General features: G+C 62.3%; 22 protein-coding genes and 1 pseudogene. 11 read left to right on the top strand and 12 right to left on the bottom strand.

Going from position 1 to position 18,957, the window contains the following annotated elements; translation table 11 throughout:
• The 3 genes and pseudogenes from HX851_RS43395 to HX851_RS43385 form a co-directional block, all read right to left on the bottom strand.
• Positions 1–246 (bottom strand): annotated as a pseudogene (locus HX851_RS43395) (ribonucleotide-diphosphate reductase subunit beta); the annotation flags it as partial.
• Positions 247–623: 377 nt separating this feature from the next.
• Positions 624–1,499 (bottom strand): 4-hydroxy-tetrahydrodipicolinate synthase, encoded by an 876-nt coding sequence (gene dapA, locus HX851_RS43390; protein ID WP_177064087.1) that lies wholly within the window; start codon positions 1,497–1,499, stop codon positions 624–626.
• Positions 1,500–1,810: 311 nt separating this feature from the next.
• Positions 1,811–2,917 carry an FAD-dependent oxidoreductase gene (locus HX851_RS43385; RefSeq protein ID WP_177064086.1) on the bottom strand — a complete coding sequence of 369 codons (1,107 nt, stop codon included), beginning with the start codon at positions 2,915–2,917 and terminating at the stop codon, positions 1,811–1,813.
• A gap of 76 nt (positions 2,918–2,993) precedes the next feature.
• On the opposite strand from HX851_RS43385, the gene HX851_RS43380 reads away from it, so the two are divergent.
• A complete protein-coding gene (locus HX851_RS43380; protein ID WP_177061489.1) occupies positions 2,994–3,431 on the top strand; it encodes a MarR family winged helix-turn-helix transcriptional regulator in 438 nt (145 codons plus the stop codon).
• Between the two features lie 73 nt (positions 3,432–3,504).
• On the opposite strand, the gene HX851_RS43375 is transcribed toward HX851_RS43380, so the two are convergent.
• The gene (locus HX851_RS43375; protein ID WP_177061491.1) at positions 3,505–4,407 is read right to left on the bottom strand and encodes a LysR substrate-binding domain-containing protein; all 903 of its coding nucleotides are present in this window, start codon (positions 4,405–4,407) and stop codon (positions 3,505–3,507) included.
• A 110-nt stretch (positions 4,408–4,517) separates the two neighbouring features.
• Between HX851_RS43375 and HX851_RS43370 the strand changes: the two genes are divergently transcribed.
• Positions 4,518–4,892 carry a tautomerase family protein gene (locus HX851_RS43370; protein ID WP_177061493.1) on the top strand — a complete coding sequence of 125 codons (375 nt, stop codon included), beginning with the start codon at positions 4,518–4,520 and terminating at the stop codon, positions 4,890–4,892.
• Between the two features lie 119 nt (positions 4,893–5,011).
• Here HX851_RS43370 and HX851_RS43365 read toward each other — a convergent pair whose 3' ends face one another.
• On the bottom strand, positions 5,012–5,920 hold the full coding sequence (locus HX851_RS43365) for a LysR family transcriptional regulator (protein WP_177061495.1): 909 nt from the start codon (positions 5,918–5,920) through the stop codon (positions 5,012–5,014).
• A 102-nt stretch (positions 5,921–6,022) separates the two neighbouring features.
• Here HX851_RS43365 and tam point away from each other — a divergent pair, with 102 nt between their 5' ends.
• From tam to HX851_RS43345, 4 genes are all read left to right on the top strand, one after another.
• Positions 6,023–6,787: a trans-aconitate 2-methyltransferase gene (gene tam, locus HX851_RS43360; RefSeq protein ID WP_177061497.1), complete on the top strand. Its 765-nt coding sequence runs from the start codon at positions 6,023–6,025 to the stop codon at positions 6,785–6,787.
• Positions 6,788–6,890: 103 nt separating this feature from the next.
• Positions 6,891–7,445: a DUF3455 domain-containing protein gene (locus tag HX851_RS43355; RefSeq protein ID WP_256262533.1), complete on the top strand. Its 555-nt coding sequence runs from the start codon at positions 6,891–6,893 to the stop codon at positions 7,443–7,445.
• Between the two features lie 153 nt (positions 7,446–7,598).
• A complete protein-coding gene (locus tag HX851_RS43350) occupies positions 7,599–8,387 on the top strand; it encodes an outer membrane protein (RefSeq protein ID WP_177061499.1) in 789 nt (262 codons plus the stop codon).
• Positions 8,388–8,516: 129 nt separating this feature from the next.
• A complete protein-coding gene (locus tag HX851_RS43345; RefSeq protein ID WP_177064085.1) occupies positions 8,517–9,152 on the top strand; it encodes a DNA-3-methyladenine glycosylase I in 636 nt (211 codons plus the stop codon).
• 1 nt (position 9,153) lies between these two features.
• Here HX851_RS43345 and HX851_RS43340 read toward each other — a convergent pair whose 3' ends face one another.
• The 7 genes from HX851_RS43340 to HX851_RS43310 form a co-directional block, all read right to left on the bottom strand.
• Positions 9,154–9,483 (bottom strand): type II toxin-antitoxin system HicB family antitoxin, encoded by a 330-nt coding sequence (locus tag HX851_RS43340; protein WP_218169225.1) that lies wholly within the window; start codon positions 9,481–9,483, stop codon positions 9,154–9,156.
• A gap of 8 nt (positions 9,484–9,491) precedes the next feature.
• Positions 9,492–9,743 carry a type II toxin-antitoxin system HicA family toxin gene (locus tag HX851_RS43335; protein ID WP_177061503.1) on the bottom strand — a complete coding sequence of 84 codons (252 nt, stop codon included), beginning with the start codon at positions 9,741–9,743 and terminating at the stop codon, positions 9,492–9,494.
• 202 nt (positions 9,744–9,945) lie between these two features.
• The gene (gene ppnN / locus HX851_RS43330) at positions 9,946–11,319 is read right to left on the bottom strand and encodes a nucleotide 5'-monophosphate nucleosidase PpnN (RefSeq protein WP_017126105.1); all 1,374 of its coding nucleotides are present in this window, start codon (positions 11,317–11,319) and stop codon (positions 9,946–9,948) included.
• 103 nt (positions 11,320–11,422) lie between these two features.
• Positions 11,423–11,821 carry a RidA family protein gene (locus tag HX851_RS43325; RefSeq protein ID WP_177061505.1) on the bottom strand — a complete coding sequence of 133 codons (399 nt, stop codon included), beginning with the start codon at positions 11,819–11,821 and terminating at the stop codon, positions 11,423–11,425.
• Positions 11,822–11,933: 112 nt separating this feature from the next.
• The gene (locus HX851_RS43320; protein WP_177061507.1) at positions 11,934–13,247 is read right to left on the bottom strand and encodes a sensor histidine kinase; all 1,314 of its coding nucleotides are present in this window, start codon (positions 13,245–13,247) and stop codon (positions 11,934–11,936) included.
• Complete coding sequence (locus HX851_RS43315) at positions 13,244–13,984, bottom strand: response regulator (protein ID WP_177061509.1); 741 nt, start codon at positions 13,982–13,984, stop codon at positions 13,244–13,246. The genes HX851_RS43320 and HX851_RS43315 overlap by 4 nt, the downstream gene beginning before the upstream one ends.
• Positions 13,985–14,111: 127 nt before the next feature.
• Complete coding sequence (locus HX851_RS43310; protein ID WP_177064084.1) at positions 14,112–14,339, bottom strand: hypothetical protein; 228 nt, start codon at positions 14,337–14,339, stop codon at positions 14,112–14,114.
• Positions 14,340–14,598: 259 nt separating this feature from the next.
• Here HX851_RS43310 and HX851_RS43305 point away from each other — a divergent pair, with 259 nt between their 5' ends.
• The 5 genes from HX851_RS43305 to HX851_RS43285 all read left to right on the top strand — a co-directional run bounded on the left by HX851_RS43305 (position 14,599) and on the right by HX851_RS43285 (position 18,918).
• Entirely contained in the window at positions 14,599–14,868 is a 270-nt protein-coding gene (locus tag HX851_RS43305) for a DUF2790 domain-containing protein (protein WP_177061513.1), read from the top strand.
• 62 nt (positions 14,869–14,930) lie between these two features.
• Complete coding sequence (locus HX851_RS43300; protein ID WP_177064083.1) at positions 14,931–15,155, top strand: hypothetical protein; 225 nt, start codon at positions 14,931–14,933, stop codon at positions 15,153–15,155.
• 208 nt (positions 15,156–15,363) lie between these two features.
• A complete protein-coding gene (locus tag HX851_RS43295) occupies positions 15,364–16,290 on the top strand; it encodes an extracellular solute-binding protein (RefSeq protein WP_177061524.1) in 927 nt (308 codons plus the stop codon).
• A 2-nt stretch (positions 16,291–16,292) separates the two neighbouring features.
• Positions 16,293–17,060 carry a molybdate ABC transporter permease subunit gene (locus HX851_RS43290; protein WP_369680895.1) on the top strand — a complete coding sequence of 256 codons (768 nt, stop codon included), beginning with the start codon at positions 16,293–16,295 and terminating at the stop codon, positions 17,058–17,060.
• A 529-nt stretch (positions 17,061–17,589) separates the two neighbouring features.
• The gene (locus HX851_RS43285; protein ID WP_177061706.1) at positions 17,590–18,918 is read left to right on the top strand and encodes an OprD family porin; all 1,329 of its coding nucleotides are present in this window, start codon (positions 17,590–17,592) and stop codon (positions 18,916–18,918) included.
• The last annotated feature ends 39 nt before the right edge of the window (positions 18,919–18,957 follow it).

Raw genomic sequence — 18,957 nt, 5'->3', positions numbered from 1 at the left:
GACCGCGACACGGGCCGAGGCGCCTTCGAGTTCGGCCAGGCCTTCGGCAACGTCGAGGGCATCCAGGGCAGCCTTGGCACGGATGATCGCGGCGGAGTCGCTGGCGGTCACGGCACGGGCTTCAAGGGCGGCGGCACCACCGGCGCTGTCCAGGCGATCCATGTAGGCTTCGGCGGCATGGCCGGCGTTGGCGCCCTTGATCGCTACTTCGCCTTCTTCCTTGTCGAATTCGTCCCAGCTGAGCATCGGATATTCCTTGTATGGGGTGTTTGTAGGCCTGATTCACTGCCTTCTTACCAAGCAGGTAGACGCGCGTTTGCAACTCCCGGTCAACAGGATTCACAGCACAAGCAGGCATCGGAAAACCCTGGCACTCCAGGGGGATGAGAGGTGCCGTAGGAGAAGCATGGCACATCATGTAGTGTTTTTCTTTGGTGTGGGCACACTATATGGTGGTTTTTTCAGAGGGTCAATCTGGAAAAACACAACAGCGCTGTTTCGTCGCAGCACCCCGGCCAGCTCTCTGGCAGGCGGTTTTCAGGCGTAGGTCTGGAGCCCCCGCCAGTAAACCGCGAGGTGGCGCGGCACCACCCGACGCCCCGGTGGTTGCCGCGGCGCGACCTCTACCGGGAAGAGTGCTTGAGTGTTGTCAGGATTTCCCGCAGGCGCCGCGTCGTGCTTTCGCCGCTGGCCTGCATGGGGGCACGCAGCTCGTCACGGATCAGTCCCTGGAGGGTCAGGGCGGTTTTCACCGGGCCTGGATTGGGCTCGACGAACAGGGCCTGGATCAGCGGTGTCAGGCGGAAAAATGTCGTCCTGGCGGCGGCGAGCTGCTGCTCCCTCAGTTGGCGATACAGCTGCACGAACAACTCGGGGTGGACATGGGCCGAGGCGGCGATCACCCCGGTTGCCCCCAGGCACAGTGCATTGAAAATCTGGTTGTCCTCGCCGCACAAGACATCGACCCGACCGCTGGCCAGTAGTGCCAGGGTGTTGTTCAGGTTGCCGCCGCAGTCCTTGATGGCAACAATATTCTCGTGGGCGACGATATTCAGCAGGGTGGCCTGTTCGAAGCTCACCCCGGTGCGATAGGGAATGTCGTAGAGAATGACCGGCACGCTGGAGGCATCGGCGACCGTTTTGAAAAACGCTTCCAGACCGGCCTGGGAGGGGCGGATGTAGTAGGGCGCCGGCACCAGCAGGCCAGCCAGGGGGCGCTTGAGTATCTCGCTCTGGAACTGCAGCAGTTCGGTCAGGTTGTTGCCCGCCAGGCCCATCACCACCTGCTGCGGCGGCACCCACTCCAGCACTGCGTCAAGCACCGCCAGTTGTTCATGCTTGCCCAGCGCGGCCGCTTCCCCGGTGGTGCCACAGACTACGATGCCGTCGACGCCGCTTTCCAGCAGATGGCTGACCAGGCGGCGCAGGCCGACGAAGTCGATGGCCTGGTTGATAAACGGCGTGACGATGGGAACCCAGATACCGTGAAACGATGACATGCATTTTCTCCTGATGGTTGACCGTTTCGTCACCGTCAGAAGCGTAGAAGGAAGTTGGGAGGGAGGAGGGTGATCCGTCGCGCTCAATGTCCTGTCAGCTCATCTGACGGGACAGCGCGCCCCGGTCACATGAGCGACTGTTTCTTCGATTTAGGGGCAAACGCAACGCACACCGCTGCCTTGGCATTCAAGCCAACGGCGACGGTGATGAGGTTGAGCGTTGCGGACATATCTGTTTACACCCTGGATCAGGCGTTCAGTTTTAAAAGCTGGCGCCGGTTTTGTCAATCGTCGATGTGGTCTTATACACCTCAGGCCTCGGCACCCGGATGGCTCTCCATCAGTTCCCGGATCTTCTCGGCGGAGTCCACCAGCAGCATCTTGTGGGCTTCGGCGGCCGAGGCGGCGGCGCGTTCGAACATCACCTGCTCATGGGCGCGCACCGCGGCTTTCCAGTCCTCGTCGTCCAGCAGCGCTTCGGCCAGGTCCACCGCATCGCGCAGGGCCAGGTTGGCGCCTTCGCCGGCGGGCGGCATCAGGTGCGCGGCATCGCCCAGCAAGGTCACGCCGTCGCGGTGCGCCCAGCGATGACCGATGGGCAGGATATGAACCGGCCAGGGCCGTACCGGCTCTTGCGCGACCTGAAGCAGTTGCAGCAATGAAGCGTCCCAGTCGCCGAAGTCGCGGAGCAGGTCGACTCTGGTCTTTTCCTCAGGCCGGGTGGCTGGTTGGTGCAAGGCCGCATACACGCGGATATGGGCGTTGGCATTGCGCTGCGCGAAGATCGTCTGGTGCCCGCCCTTGGCAACCAGCATGCCGTGTCCGACCTTTTGTGCGACGTCGGGATAACGGGTATCGGCGTCGGGAATCGACAGTTCATGCAGGGTCAGCCCGGTGAAGTCGGGCGCCGTCGACGACACCAGCGGGCGCACCCGGGACCAGGCACCGTCGGCACCGACCACCAATTCGAAGCGCTGTGTCAGGCCGTTGTCGAAGCGCAGTTCGGTGTAGCCATCGTCCTGTTGCTCGGCGTCCCTGAGGGTATGGCCCCAGCGCAAGGCGTCTTCCGGGATCGACTCCAGCAGCAGTTCCCTCAACTGGCCACGGTCGATCTCCGGGCGGTCGCCGCTGGCCGCATCGGCTTTTTCCAGCAGCAGTGCGCCGTGCTTGTCGAACAGGCGAAAGCCCTGGTCTTCGTAGCGGGCAAACTTCTGGAAAACCTCGAACAAACCGCCACGCCGGAGTGCGTACTGGCCGGTCTCCACGTGCAGGTCGAGCATGCCGCCCTGGGGGCGGTGCGAGGCCGATTCGTCACGGTCGAAAATCAGAAAGGGCACGTCCTTGAGATACAGCATCCGAGCCAGCATCAAGCCGCCGAGACCGGCGCCGACAATGGCGATACGCGGATTCGATACCATGGTGTCATTCCGGAACGTTGTTTGTCATAGGCACCTATGATGTATTAACATAGGTGCCTATGACAAGGGGCGAAACATGAATGATGTGGATCTGTATCAGGTGCCTTCTTTCCTGATCAAGCGCGTGTCGCAGGAGTTGATTCGCCAGGCTGAAATACGCTTGCGGCCGTTGGCTATCGGCATGGCCAGTATGCCGGTGCTGGGCGCGTTGCAGCGGGGAGAGGCGCGGACGCAGGCCGAGCTCGCCCGGTTGTTGCAGGTCGAGCAACCGTCCATGGCCCAGACCCTGGCCCGCCTGGAGCGCGACGGGTTGATTCAGCGCCGTCCCGATCCGGAGCACAAGCGCATCCAGATCGTCGAACTGACCGAGCTGGGGCTCGCCCGGATACCTCAGGCCAAGGACATCCTCTGTGATGGTAATGACAAGGCGCTGCTGGGTTTCAGCGCTGACGAGGTGGCATTGTTCGTGGACTTTCTGCAGCGGGCCAACGCCAACCTGCGCAAGGAAGACTGAGGCTCGATGACAGGCGGCAAGACCATTGAGTCTTGCGTCGTCTCATCGAGCGCCATCGCCGGCAAGCCGGCTCCTACAGGGGTGGTTTCTCGGGTTGGGCAAGGTCATGAAATACCTGTTCCTCCAGACTCGTCCGAATCGCCGCTGCCAACTGCCGGACCGCTCCTGTCGGTTCTTCCACGGCACGATGCAAGACATAACCCAGGCTCGGCACGTCCGGGAGCCCCGGCAGCACTGCCAGATGAGCGGGCAGGCCGATGCGGGTGCGCAGGGTGATACCGAGGCCGGCCGCTACCGCCGCCCAGATCCCGCCGACGCTCGGGCTGGTGAGTGCCACCCGCCAGGGAATGCGGGCCTGATCCAGCGCCTGGGTGGCGGCGCTGCGCAGCACGCAGGGGGCGTCGAACATCACCAGGGGCAGGGGCGCGCCGCCCTGGTCCGTGGGCAAGGACAGGTCCTTGGGGCCGATCCACTGCATCGGCGTCATGCCGATCCGGCTGGAGTAGGGCGTATCGGCCGCTGTTTCCCAGGCCAGTGCCAGGTCCAGCTGACCGCGCTCGATCAGTCCCAACAGTTCGGCATTGCGGCCGATCCGCACTTCCAGACTGACCCGTGGATGAGCCTTGGCGAAGCGCCGCAGAATCTCGCTGAGCAGGTGCTCGCCGAAGTCTTCCTGCAGGCCGAGACGTACGCAGCCTTCGACCTGCGTTTCGTGCAGGCTTTCAAAGATCTCGTCGTTGAGTTCCAACAATCGGCGGGCATGGCTGAGCAGGGCTTCGCCCAGGGGCGTGAGTGCCAGCCCGCGTCCCGATTTCGCCAGCACCGCGCTGCCCACCTGGTCTTCGAGTTTCTTCAACTGGGCACTGACCGCCGAGGTCGAGCGCCCGAGCCGTTCGGCGGCCTTGGCGAAGCTGTTGAACTCGACGCCGGTCACGAAAGTACGCAGCACATCAAGATCGAAGGTCGGGCGGCGCATGGCTTGAATATCCATTAAAACGGGATGATGGGTTCTGTTTAATCTGATATTCGGAACAATCCTCCCTTGTTAGTTTCTCCTCGTCAACCCGATTACTGGAACTGCCAATCATGCCTTTCGCCCGTATTTCGCTGCACCGGGGCAAGTCGCCCGAGTACCTGAAACAGCTTTCGCAAAGTCTCCACGAGGCTTTGGTGGAGAGCTTCGAGGTGCCGCCCACCGACCGTTTCCAGGTCATTCATCAGCATGAGGTGGGGGAGCTGATCTTCGACGAACACTATCTTGGCGGCCCGCGCAGCCAGGACTATGTACTGATCGCTATTACCGCCGGCCGGCAGCGTGAGACTTCGCTCAAGCAGGCGTTCTACCGCACGCTGGTGCGGCGGCTGCAAGCGGCGCCTGGGCTGGACCCGGAGGATGTGATGGTGGTGATCACCACCACCGCCGCGGATGAATGGTCGTTTGCCGGCGGCCGGGGCAATTGAACACATTTCCTGGATGAGCGTTGCCTGTGTGGGAGGGGGCTTGCCCCCGAAGAGGCCCGCAAGATCGCTGAAATATTCGTCGCACTGCCGCTCGGACCAAGCCCGTTCCTGCAAGCTGTTCAGCACTCGGTGGCCGCAGCCTGGATGACCATTTCGCGAAAGCGCTGCAACACCGACGAGCTGTCACCCACCCGGGTTGCCAGGTGCAAGGGGGCAATCAGCCCCGGACACTCGGTCAGGGCGCGATAGGCGATACCGTCGCCCCGCAGGCGCTGCATCGAGGCCGGTACGATCGACACGCCGAGTCCCGCCGCCACCAGGCTCAGGGTCGCCGCCATGCGCGGTGCTTCCTGGATCACCCGCGGGCTGAAACCGGCTTCACGACAGGCCACCAGAATGGCGTCGTAGAGCCCCAGTCCGACCCGACGCCGATACAGCACAAAGGCTTCACCGGCGAGCGCGGACAAGGGCAGGGCGCTGGCGCTGTCCCGGGCCAGGGGATGATCCATCGGCAGCGCCAGCAACATGGGCTCGCTCAGGATCGGCTCGGCTTGCAGGGTCGGTGTGCCGCTCAGGGGCGAACGCACGAAGGCCGCGTCCAGGCGCTCGTGCACCAGTGCGTCCATCAACTCGCCGGTACCGGCTTCTTCCAGGGCCACCGAGACGCCGGAAAACGTTTCGCGAAAATGCCGCAGCACCCCCGGCACAAACGGATGCAAGGCGGCGGAGCTGGTGAAGCCGACTCCGAGCCGTCCCTGTTCGCCACGAGCGGCGCGGCGTACCACTTCGGTCACGCCTTCGGCCCGGGCCAGCACGGCCCGGGCTTCTTCCAGCAATGCCAGGCCGGCGGTGGTCGGGCGCACGCCACGGGGCAGGCGCTCCATCAGGGGCACGCCCATCTCGGCTTCAAGCTTCTGCAGCAGACGGGTAAGCGGCGGTTGCTGCATATGCAGACGTTCCGCCGCGCGGGTGATATGACCTTCCTCGGCGATCACGACAAAGGCGTGCAAACGACGCAGCTCAAGCATTTAAATACCTTTGGAGTATGGCAGCTTGTCATTATTGGCATTTGTCATCATGGTTTGCAAAACCTACGCTGTGCTCACTCCCCACACACAAGAGGAAGCGTGATGACCTGGTCAGCCAAGCAATATTCGACCTTTGAAGCAGAGCGAACCCGTCCCGTCCGTGATCTGGTCGCGGCGATCCCGACGCGTTCGGTACAGGTGGCCGTCGATCTGGGATGCGGTCCGGGCAACTCCACCGAGGTCCTGGCCCAGCGTTTCAGTGACGCGCGGGTCACCGGCATGGACAGTTCCGATGACATGCTGGTCAGTGCCCGCGAGCGTTTGCCCGCGCTGAATTTCGAACTGGCGGATATCGCGGCCTGGAACCCGGACCAGGCCTTCGATGTGATCCTGGCCAATGCTTCGCTGCAATGGCTGCCGGATCACGCCACGCTTTACCCCCATCTGGTGAGCAAGCTGGTAGCCGGGGGCAGCCTGGCGGTGCAGACCCCGGACAATATGCAGGAGCCGTCCCACCGGTTGGCCCGCGAAGTGGCGGCGGACGGACCGTGGGCGGCCAAGATCGGTGCGGTACGCCATCCGCCACGGCACGATGCGACGTTCTACTACGAGTTGCTGCGGCCACACTGCACGACGGTGGATGTCTGGCGCACCACGTATCACCATCCGCTGGCGGGTGGGCATGCGGCGGTGGTCGAGTGGTTCAAGGGCTCTGCCTTGCGGCCGTACCTGGCACCGCTGGATGAGGCGGAAAAGGTCGCTTACCTGCAGCGTTATCTGGCGGCGATCAGCGAGGCTTATCCGGCGTTGGCCGACGGCACGGTGCTGTTGCCGTTCCCACGCTTGTTCGTGGTCGCGACGCGCTGATCACGGATTCTGGAAAAAGTTGCGAATAAAAATCATGAGTGAGTTGTTCTCCCTTCAGACGCCGCCACACTGAACGCGACCCTGACCCGTGGAACTCTCACTCATGCACGACACCGTCCTGATACAACTCGCTCAAAAGCGCGGCAATGGTCCTTCGGCAACTGCCCGGGTGCTGGCCATCCTGGGGCTGATGCTCTGTGCGTTCATTACCGGCGCCACCCGCGCGGCGGATGCCCCGCCCAAGCTGCTGACGGCCGGTGATGCCACGGTACTCTCCGTGCGCGGTGAAGGCGTGCAGCTCTACAACTGCACCGCGGACACCTCGGGCAAACTCACCTGGCAGTTTCGCGAGCCTCTCGCCACCCTGATCTTCAACGGCAAGACTGTCGGACGGCACTTCGCCGGGCCGACCTGGGAGTTTGCCGACCGCAGTGCGGTAGTCGCCAAGGTCGTGTCCCAGCAACCGGGGGCAACGAAGAAAGACCTGGCGCTGCTCAAGCTGGAAGTGGTCGATCACCAGGGCAGCGGTGCCTTGTCGAAAGTGGTCTCGGTGCAGCGTCTCAACACCCGCGGCGGGGTTTTCTCCGGGGCCTGCACCCAGGCTGGGGCGATCCATGTCGAACCCTACAGCGCGGACTACCAATTTACCGCCGAATAGCCTTTTACCACTGACGTAGCCGCGGCCCGCGCTGATCCGGGACGGGCCTGCAAAACATCCCCTTTTGTTCCACTCCCCACAGACGGGCCCAGGCCCGTGTGCGGGCAACGCTGTGCCAAAAAAACACTTGACCCGCAAATCAGGAGCTTTCACATGATCAACCGTCTTCTCGTTGCAACGACCGTGACCCTGTTGGGCAGCCTGGCCGCCCAGGCCGCCGATCTGCCGACCTCGGCCCAATCGAGCTATGCGTCGTCCAACGGTGCCGTGGACTGGACCGGTTTCTACGGCGGCGTCAACGCCGGCGCAGGCTTCGGCGGCGACACTACCGTGCACACCAAGGGCCAGGCCGCACCGAACATCGCCAACATCGCCGGTGGCGCCCGTCCGGGCTCGGTCGACCTGGATCGCAACGGTTTTGTCGGTGGTGTGCAACTGGGCTACAACTACCAGTTCGGTCAGTGGGTAGCGGGTGTCGAGACTGACCTGTCCTACACCGACCTGGACGACAGCCGCAATATCGGCACCCGCCAGTTGAACACCGGCGCGGCGCTGAACAACAAGTTCGAATCGAAGATCAAGTACCTCGGTACCCTGCGCGGGCGTTTCGGCTATGCCTTCGACCGTACCCTGGTCTATGGCACCGCCGGTCTGGCCTATGGCGAAACCAGCCAGAGCGTCGACATGTTCGGCCCGACCGGCAACACCCAGTTCAGCGGCAGCCAGAGCCAGTTCAAGGTCGGTTACACCGTCGGTGCCGGTATCGAGCAGATGCTGACCAGCCAGCTGTCGCTCAAGACCGAATACCTCTACTACGACCTGGGTGAAGACAAACTCAACGTCAAGGTCATCCCTGGCAGCGGCGGCGCCGGCACCGGTTATGACTCCAAGTTCAAGAATGAAGGACAAATGCTGCGGGTGGGCTTGAACTACCGCTTCTGATCCCGGCGAGTGAGTGTGTGCCGCGGCCCGTCTTGGTCACAAGGCGGGCCGTTGTCGTACAAGATCCTCGCAACGACGCTGCCCATCGTGTCAGGATTGAGCACGATCATTGGCAAGCAAAGGCACTGCATGGACACGATTTCCCCGGGCCTGATGGTCGACGAATCAGGCATCACCCGCTGCCTCTGGCGCTCCTCCATGCTGGAGTATGTCCATTACCACGATGCGGAGTGGGGGCGTCCCGTCACCGATGATATTCGCCTGTTCGAGAAAATTTGCCTGGAAGGTTTCCAGGCCGGCATGGCCTGGATCACCATCCTGCGCAAACGCGAGAATTTCCGTGCAGCTTTTGATGGCTTCGATTTCCGGCGTGTGGCCCGCTACACCGACACGGATGTGGCCCGGCTGATGGATAATCCGGGTATCGTGCGTAATCGCAGCAAGATTCTTTCGGTGCTCAACAACGCTCGGCGCGCCTGTGAACTGACAGAGGAGAGCGGATCGCTGGCGGCCTGGATATGGTCGTTCGAGCCCTCGGCGGATGAGCGACCCGCCGTGGTGGACTTCGACTACTGGAAGGCCAACCCGACATCGCCGGCCTCGGTGCGCTTGTCCAAGGCCTTGAAAAAGCGCGGCTGGACCTTCGTCGGGCCCACCACGATCTACGCCCTGATGCAGGCCACGGGCATGGTCAACGACCACTTGGACGGCTGCGCCTGCCGGACCGAAATCGAGCACCTGCGCCAGGGACTGACGCGACCCTGAATCAGGCGTGGCGCAGCAGGTACTCGCTCAGCGCCTGGCGGGTCAGGTCGTTCAATGTCAGTTTCTGGCGCGTGGCGCTGAGGGCGGCGGCCAGGTGCAGGTCATGGCCGACCCGGACGTTGAACGAACCCTTGCACGGTACTTCGGGAGACTGCTTGAGGCGCTGGCAGTTGTCGAGATAGTCCTCCACCGCCTCCTTGAAGGCTGTTTCCAGCTCCGCCACGGTCTGCCCCTCGTAGCTCACCAGCGCCCGGATGAACTGAAGTTTGCCGAACAGGCAGTTGTCCTCGACGCTGGCTTCGATGGAGCCGTAATAGCCTTTGTAGTGCATCTGGTTGGTCACGGAATCAGTCCTCCTGAGCGTAGATGGTCGATCACCTGACGCCTGATATAGGTTCTCAGCTCATTGCCTGGATGAGGTTTATGCAGGCTGATCGCTGCAAGCGGGTCGCCGTTGTCGAACTTGACCCGGCTGCCTGAACCTTCAAGCCGGCGATAGCCGAAATGGCCCAGCAGCGTGACCAGTTCCGGCCATGTGAAGACCATCCATGGGTTGAGCAGTTTTGCGAGCAGCTTTTCATTCCTGGACACCGGGCCTCCTGCCTGCAACTAAATATAGTTGCACTGATGTTGAGGGTCAAGAATGAGTGGATTTGCCCAGGCGATCAAGAGGGGATCAGGCGCTGTTTACGTTTCCTACAGGCCTTGAGGAAAGGGTGCTGCGAGCGTTCGCGGGGATGGGGAACTGGCGGCTGAAGCAGCCGCCAGAACGATCCTGGCGGATCAGCCGATTTCAGGTAACGACTCGATAGCAAGGCTCGTAGGCCGCGCCGCCCGGCAGTTTCATCCGGTGTTGCGCGACGAAGGCCTGGAGCAGTTTGTCCAATGGCCGCATGACCTCGGCATCGCCGTGGATCTCGTAGGGGCCGTGTTCCTCGATCAGGCGAATACCCTTGTCCTTGACGTTGCCGGCGACGATCCCGGAAAACGCCCGGCGCAGGTTGGCCGCCAGTTGGTGGGCCGGCTGGTTGCGGTTCAGTTTCAGGCTGGCCATGTTGGCATGGGTCGGGTCGAACGGGCGCTGGAAACCTTCGTCGATCTTCAGCAGCCAGTTGAAGTGGAAGGCGTCGTTGCGTTCGCGACGGAACTGCTTGACGGCCTTGAGGCCCAGGGCCATCTGCCGGGCAACCTGCGCCGGATCGTCGATGATGATCTGGTAGTGCTGGTGCGCCGCTTCCCCCAGGGTTGCGCCGACAAAGGCATGCAACTGCTGCAGGTAGGCTTCCGCGCTTTTCGGCCCGGTGAGGATCACCGGGAACGGCAGGTCACGGTTGTCCGGGTGCATCAGGATCCCCAGCAGGTAGAGGAACTCCTCGGCCGTGCCGGCACCGCCCGGGAAGATGATGATGCCGTGGCCGACCCGCACGAACGCCTCCAGGCGCTTCTCGATGTCGGGCATGATCACCAGTTCGTTGACGATCGGGTTCGGCGCCTCGGCGGCGATGATGCCCGGTTCGGTCAGGCCCAGGTAGCGGCCGGTGGTGATGCGCTGCTTGGCGTGGGAGATGGTCGCGCCCTTCATCGGTCCCTTCATCACGCCGGGACCGCAGCCGGTGCAGATGTCCAGGCTGCGCAGGCCCAGTTCGTGGCCGACTTTCTTGGTGTACTGGTACTCCTCGCTGCTGATCGAATGACCGCCCCAGCACACCACCATCTTCGGCTCCAGGCCGGGACGCAGGGTGCGGGCATTGCGCAGCAGATGGAAAACGTAGTCGGTGATGCCCTGGGAACTGTCCAGGTCGATGCGCTGGCTTTCCAGTTCGTTCTCGGTGTAGACGATATCGCGCAGGGCGCTGAAGAGCATTTCCCGGGTGCTGGCGATCATCTCGCCGTCGACGAAGGCATCGGCCGGAGCGTTCAGCAGTTCCAGACGTACGCCACGGTCTTGCTGGTGAATGCGGATCTCGAAGTCCTTATAGGCTTCGAGGATGGTCTTGGCGTTGTCGACATGGGCGCCGGTATTGAGGATGGCCAGGGCGCACTGGCGGAACAGGGTATAGATGCTGCCGGAGCCGGCCTCGCTGAGTTGTTGCACTTCACGCTGGGAAAGGGTTTCAAGGCTGCCTTTGGGGCTGACCGAAGCATTGATTACAGATCGTTGGGTCATTCTCTATTCCATGAAAGCGACGCGGCCGGGCGACAGGGTGCAGGCGGCATCAGAAAGGCCGGCGTCGACCGTGGTCGTACGCCAGGGGTGAGGCAAGGCGCGATCATGCGCGGCGTTGTACCGCCACGCATTTGATCTCCGCCAGCAGGCCGGGGTGTGCCAGTTCCGCGACGCCGATCGACGTCCAGGCACAGTGCCCACGTGGAAACACACGATTCTTGACCTCGCGAAAGACTGCCATGTGCTGGCTCATATTGACATGATAGGTGGTCATCTCGACCACGTCGTCAAATGTACACCCGCCGGCGGCCAGGACCAGATGCAGGTTTTCCCAGCAGGCGACGAACTGCGCCTCGGGGTCGGTGATCACTTCCATTTGCGCGGTACGGCCCACCTGGCCGGCACAGTACAGCGTCGCTCCGACCTTGACGGCGGGGGCGTAGCCGGCGCGTTCGACGATCGGACGCATGGATTCTGGAATGATGATCTCGCGGTCTGTCATGGGGCGTTTTCCTGATAATGCGGGAACCGGGCACTCAAAAAGTGCCCTAGCATAGCTAAATCAGACGCCCAGGTGGGCCTCGCTGGTCCGAGGTACACCGTCGCGGGAACACTCAGTGCTGGGTCGTCCCTAGTTGCAGTTCCGCACACAGACCGCCGCCTTCACGGTTGCTCAGGGTCAGCGAGCCACCGAGGGCCACCGCCAGCTGCTGGGCGATCGCCAGCCCCAGGCCGGTGCCACCGGTACTGCGGTTGCGCGAGCTTTCCACGCGATAGAAGGGCTTGAGGACTTCCTGCAGCTCGTCCTCGGCGATCCCCGGGCCACGGTCGAGCACCAGGATCGATAGCCCCTGGTTGTCCTTCGACGTCACCACCAGTTGGGCGGAACCGGCGAACTTCAGGGCATTGTCCACCAGGTTGACCAGCACCCGGCGCAGGGCATGGGGGCGAACCTCGATCAGCGCGCCGTTCTTGCCCATCAACTCCACGGCCTGCCCGGTATCCTGGTAGTCGAACACCAGGCTGTCGAGGAACGAATCCAAGTCGATACGGCAACTGACCTCGGTGGCACCGTGCACGCTGCGGGCATAGGCGACGCCTTCGCGCACCAGGTGTTCGATCTCGCCCAGGTCCTGCCAGAGCTTGTCCTTCTCCGTGGACTCGTCCATGAACTCGGCACGCAGTTTCATGCGGGTGATGGGGGTCTGCAGATCATGGGAAATCGCCGCGAGCAATTGCATGCGTTCCTTGAGATAGTCGGCGATGCGTTTTTGCATGGCGTTGAACGCGGCGGCGGCATGGGCGACTTCGGAGGGGCCGGCTTCGTCCAGGTGCACGCCGTGGGTATTGGGATCGAGGTTTTCCACGGCCTGGGCCAGGCGGGTCAGCGGCCGCACGGCAATCCGCACGGCGAGCCAGGTGCAGGCGAGCATCAGCAGCAACTGCCCGAGCAGGACCACCGGCAGCCAGGGCAGCATGGGCATGATCGCCGGCCGCACGTCGATGGTCACCGGGCTGCCGTCCTTGAGTGTCAGGTGCGCCTGGAAGTGCTTCTGCGGCCCGGGAATATCGCTGAAGGTCACCGGGTAATCCGGGCCCAGGGCGTCCTCGATCGAAGGCACGGCAACTGGCAGGTCGCCCGCGCTCATGGGCACGCCATGGGCACCCTCGTCCAGCAGGTAGCCATAATTGTGCCGCGCCAGGCGTGGCAGCCAACTGTCGCGTTCCACCGCCGGCAGGCGTTCGAGAATGGCGATGGACGTCGACACATCGGTTTCCAGATTGCCGAGCATGGCGTTCTTCGCGCTTTCGTAGCGCTCATAGGCTTGCGCGGCGAAGGACAGCGCCTGGGCCAGGATCAGGCAGATCAGGAAAATCAGCGACAGCCGTGACGCCAGGGTGCGCGGCCAGTGCAAAACGCGTTTCATGACTCGGCACCGAGGATTTCCACCGGCAGGGAAAACACATAACCCTCGCTGCGCACGGTCTTGATATAGGCCGGCTCCCGCGCATCATCCAGCAGGCGTTGGCGCAGACGGCTGACCAGCAGATCGATGGAGCGGTCGAACAGATCGGCGTCGCGGCCCTGGGTCAGGTTGAGCAACTGGTCGCGATTGAGCACCCGCTGCGGGTGATCGAGAAACACCCGCAACAGGCGATACTCGGCGCCGCTGAGGGCCACCAGAGTGCCGTCCTCGTCCAGCAGGTGACGGGCGGTGGTGTCCAGCTTCCAGCGGCCGAAGCCCAGCAGGCGACCACTTTCGGTCACCACCAGGTTGGGCGGCAGCATCCGTGTGCGGCGCAGCACGGCATTGATCCGGGCGAGCAGTTCACGGGCGGCGAACGGCTTGACCAGGTAATCGTCGGCACCCATTTCGAGGCCGATGATCCGGTCGGTCTCATCGTTGCGGGCGGTCAGCATCAAGACCGGGGTGGCCTTGTGCTTGCCGGCGCGCAGTTCGCGACACAGCAACAGGCCATCGTCGCCGGGCATCATGATGTCCAGCACGATCAGGTCCACCGGGGTGGTTTCCAGGAAGGCGCGCATCTGCCGGCCGTCGGCGACGACAGTGGTACGCAGACCGTTTTTCTTCAGGTAGTTGCCCACCAGCTCCCTGATCTCCCGGTCATCGTCCACGATCAGGATGTGATCGACATGTTCCATCGTTTCAACCTCTGGCAAAAATGGGTCATGGTCCAGTCTAACGGGGGGCGCGACGCTTGCCTCCCGTGCTTTGTATTGCAGTGTATCTGGCGCATGGCGGATACATGGATATTCAAAAAAAGCCGGTTCACGGGCGAATCCGCTGCCCATCCTCGGCAAAATCCAGCGGGCCGCGATAGTTCTGGCGAATGGATTGGTGGGCGGCGTCACGGAACTCGGCGGTGGCGTCGAAGTTGATATGCCCGGCAAAATCCGCCAGGTAACTGAAGGTCTCCTGTGCGGCCAAAAGGCTGCCACTGCCCAGCAGCAGGCTGAACAGGGCCGTGCCCAACAGCAGGTTTTTCGGGAAAAGCATCGGGTGACTCCTCGTGTCCATCACTTCGGTGATGCAGTTCACCACAGTCATGTATCCGGGATACTTCCAGCGCGCGTTGTGTTCGTCGCACTTTTTCCCGCCGGAGTGTATCGCTGTGTATCCCGGGACGCTCCAGACACTTGAGGTTTAACAGCCGTCGGTTCACGACACACTCGGGATACCTGCCGGGCATTCAATGGGTCCCATCGAGACAACAGCGCTCGGCCTCACTGAATCCACCTACCGACGGGAACCGCCCATGAACACCAAAGCCATCTACGCCGCCTGCCTGTTTGCCGCCCTGAATATCTGCACCTTGTCGGCCCGGGCCGAAGCCCAAACTCAAGCCCAGCCAGAGACCTACAGCTACGGCACTCACCTGGATGTACGCAAAGTGCTGTCCCTGACCCAGGAAGCGGGTCCGGAGTGCAGTGTGGTCAATGCCCGGATGAGTTACCTCGACTCCCAGGGACAGCAGCACATCCTCGACTACCGCAAGTTTTCCGATATCTGCCATGAAGGGAGCTGAGCCTTGCAGCGTTTTGCCTTTGCCCTGTTTTGCCTTCTATTCCTGATACGAGAGTGCATGCCATGAGCCCCGTTAAAACCTACCTGAGTGCAATTGCTTTCTCCCTGGCCGGTGCGGCGGTGCACGCCGATGCCGCGGCCGAAAAACGCCAATGCCCGGACGGCGTGTGCTTCCAGCTGACGCCCGTGGCCGACCAGTCGCATGCGTCCTTGTTGAGCGAGAACGGTTCCAGCCGCACGCCCCAGGGCCGCTATCTGGAGGAGCAACAGGCCAACGCCCAGGCTTGAGCCGCGCGCCCGCTGACCGATCGTCCCGGCCCCGAGTGCCGGGCGAGCGGGCCGCCGGGCGACCGAGCTGTCGGTCAAGGCTAACGGACAAAAGATAGCGCCCAAGTCTCAATATCATGCTTTCCCGCGCCAACACCGTTCCCTGCCCCTGTGCAGGGCGTTAGGCTGCGTCGCTATATACATGACCCTATAGCGGTGGAGCGGCAGCATGAGCAAGCATCTGTGGAAAATGGCCTTGAGCGGGTTGGTCTTGTCGATGTCCCTGGCGGTCCAGGCGGCCGAGACGTTGCACGTCACCTATGCCGGCTCCATGGGCGTGGTCATGGACAAGGCTCTCGGGCCGGCGTTTGCCCGGCAACACCAACTGACCTACCAGGGGCAGGGCGAGGGTGCCTATGGCCTGGCGCGCATGCTCGCCTCGAAGAAGGTGGTGGCGGATGTGTTCGTTTCGATCACGCCGGGGCCCATCGAAATTCTCCGTCAGGCCGGACTGGTGGATGAGGCAGTACCGGTCGCCAGCACGCGCATGGTGATCGCCTATAACCCCAAGAGTTCGTTCGCCAAGGCGTTCGAGGCCAGCAAGGCGGCGAACACCGATCAACCCTGGTGGCAGGTGCTGCAGCAACCGGGGCTGCGTTTCGGTCGGACCGATGCGGCGACCGATCCCCAGGGTCAGAACATCGTGTTCGCCCTGCAACTGGCCGAAAAATACTACCGCCAGCCCGGCCTCGCGCAACGGGTGCTTGGCGAAGTACAGAATCCGGCCCAGGTGTTTGGCGAAGGCGGGTTGCTGACGCGCCTGGAGGCCGGGCAGGTCGACGCGGCCTCGGGCTACGAGAGTGCGACCTTGTCGGCGGGCTTGCCCTATGTGGCGCTGCCGGACGAGATCAACCTGAGCAACCCACGGTTCGCCAAGGACTGGTACGACACGGTCAGCCTCAGTCTCAAGGACAAGGCCGGCAAGGATCAGGTCCTGCATCCGCAACCGCTGGTGTTTTATGCGGCGGTCCTGAAGAACGCGCCGAATCCCGGGCAGGCCAAGGCCTTTGTTACCTTCATGCAATCGGCCGAAGGCCAGGCGTTGTTTGCCCATGATGGTTATGGCAAGCCCAAGGGCGATGCCCTGGTCAATTGAGGGTGTCAGCCTCGAACCTGCGGTTGTCGACCTGGCTCTGCGTGCCGGCGGGCCTGCTGCTGGGCCTGCCGTTCCTGGCACTGGTCCGGGAAACCGCCTGGAGCCACCTGCAACTCGCCTATGGCGATTGGAGTGCGCTGGGCGTTTCGCTGGGGCTGAGCGGGGTGTCCAGTGCCTTGATCGTGTTGCTGGGACTGCCCCTGGCTCGCTGGTTGGCGCGGACACGTTCGGTCTTCAAGCGCGGCGTGGAATCACTGGTGCTGATGGCTCTGCTGACCCCACCGCTGGCCATGGGCATCCTGCTGGTCTCGGCCTATGGGCCCTACGGCACCCTGGGCGGGCCGCTGGCGCGGCTGGGGGTGTCGCTGACCAACAATGCCCCGGCTTTTGTCCTGGCCCAGTTGTATGGCGGGCTGTCCTATTTTGTCCTGGCGGCCCGTTCGGCCTTCGAAGCGGTGCCGTTGTCCCTGGAGGAAGCCGCCCGTGGCCTGGGCTGCTCCAGCGTCCAGGTGCTGTGGCGCGTCACCTTGCCCCTGGCGGCGCGGGCGCTGGCCGCCGGGCTGGCGATTGTCTGGGTACGGGTCATCGGCGAGTTCGGCATCGTCATGATCTTTGCCTATTTTCCTCAGGGCATTCCGGTGAAGTTGTTCGTCAATCTGCAGAACGAGGGGGTGGATGCGGTCTATGCCTTGCTCTGGTTGCTGCTGCTGGTGACCTTGCCGTTTCCGCTGTGGTGCCTGTCGGCGTTTGGCCGGACGAACAAGTGGTAGCGTGGATAAACGCGGTTGTTTGTACGGCAACTAATAATATCGCCCACGACAAGTTCCTTGAATCGATCAAGTTATGGGCGTCTGTCCTTGTTTAAAAAAAGCTACTGTACTGGGTACAGTAGCTAAAGTCTTAACCAAAGGATGATGAAGAAGAGTATGGCCCAATCACTGTTCCAGCAACGCACCGGAGAATAATTGAGGCATAACTTTGCCATCGCTGAGAACAGTACCACTGTCATTCGATGATCGCTTATCACCCGTATCAATAGTCACTATTGATACAAACCTGCCGGATTGTATCGGCGCTCATGCTAAAAAATCGCCACTCGGGGAGCACCCGATACAACAAGAAGGGCATGAGCCTGTCATTGCGTCGTGACCACCGAGCACGACATCGCTGTATTAGCTCGCCTGCCATTACCCGGTTTCCTTCGACCACCCGCCCGGACACGCAACCTTGTTGCGCTGGCCACGGTTGGCGCTGGATACCTTATTGATAGAACCAAGGGGAAGTGTAATGAGGAGCGCAATCAAGTCGGCAAAATGGAATCTGCTCACGCTGGCGGTTTCACTGGGGCTGAGCCAGATGGCGAGCGCGGCCGCGGTCAGCGATCAGGCCGATAGCAAGGGGTTGGTGGAAGACAGCAGCCTCAATCTGCATCTCAAGAACTACTACTACAACAGCGACCGCAAGAACGGTAACGCCGACCGCAAGGACTGGACCCAGGGTGTGCTCGGCAACTTCAGTTCGGGTTTTACCCAGGGTACCGTCGGCTTCGGCGTGGACGCCTACGGCTTCTGGGGTATCAAGCTCGATGGTGGCGCCGGGACGTCTGGCACGGGCAACCTGCCGGTGCGTCGCGACGGTTCGCCGGAGGATGACTACGGTACCGCGGGCGGGGCGATCAAGGTGCGGATCTCCAAGACCGAGTTGCGTTTCGGTGACCTGCAACCCACCGCGCCGGTGTTCGCCGCCGGCGGCACGCGGCTGATGCCGCAGACCGCCACCGGCTTCAACCTGCTGAGCAGCGAGATCGCCGGGCTGGACCTGGACGCCGGGCACTTCACCGGTGGCAATGGCCCGGTCACCACCAACCACGACCACGACCTGTTTGCCTCTTACGCCAATGTCACCGCCAAGAGCATCGATTATGTCGGCGGCAAGTACACGGTGAATGACAACCTGCTGTTCAGCCTCTACGGCTCCGAGCTGGAAGATATCTGGCGCCAGTACTACGCGAACGCCAACTACACCCTGCCATTCTCCGCAGGCAACTCGCTGAACTTCGACTTCAATATCTATCGTACCAATGACGAAGGTCAGGCCAAGGCCGGCAGTATCAATAACACCACCTGGTCGCTGGCGGCCGCTTATACTTTCCTGACCGCTCACACAGTGACCGTGGCCTATCAGAAAGTGCATGGTAATACACCTTTCGATTATGTGGCTTTTGGCACTAACGGTCCCGGTGATACTGGCGATTCGATATTTCTCGCCAACTCCGTGCAGTACTCGGACTTCAACGGTCCGGGAGAAAAGTCCTGGCAGGGACGTTATGACCTGAACATGGCGAGTTACGGTGTACCGGGCCTGAGCTTCATGGTCCGTTATGTCCACGGCGATGATATCGACGGTACGAAGATGGCTTCCGACAGTCCTTATCGCAACTACAAGTACGGTGAGGATGGCAGCCACCACGAGACCAACCTGGAAGCCAAGTACATCGTCCAGGCCGGGCCACTGAAGGACCTTTCGGTGCGCATGCGCCAGGCCTGGCATACCGCCAACAACGACCAGGCCGAGGGCGACGTGAAGGAGTTCCGCCTGATCCTCGACTACCCGATCTCGATTCTGTAATGGATTGACGGGCGCACACCGCTGGCGCGCCCGACACGT

The sequence above is a fragment of the Pseudomonas gingeri genome, from assembly GCF_013385635.1.
Taxonomy (GTDB): Bacteria; Pseudomonadota; Gammaproteobacteria; order Pseudomonadales; family Pseudomonadaceae; genus Aquipseudomonas; species Aquipseudomonas gingeri_A.
The sequence above is the reverse complement of the archived record's forward strand: the minus strand, read 5'-3'. Positions and strand labels throughout refer to the sequence as shown.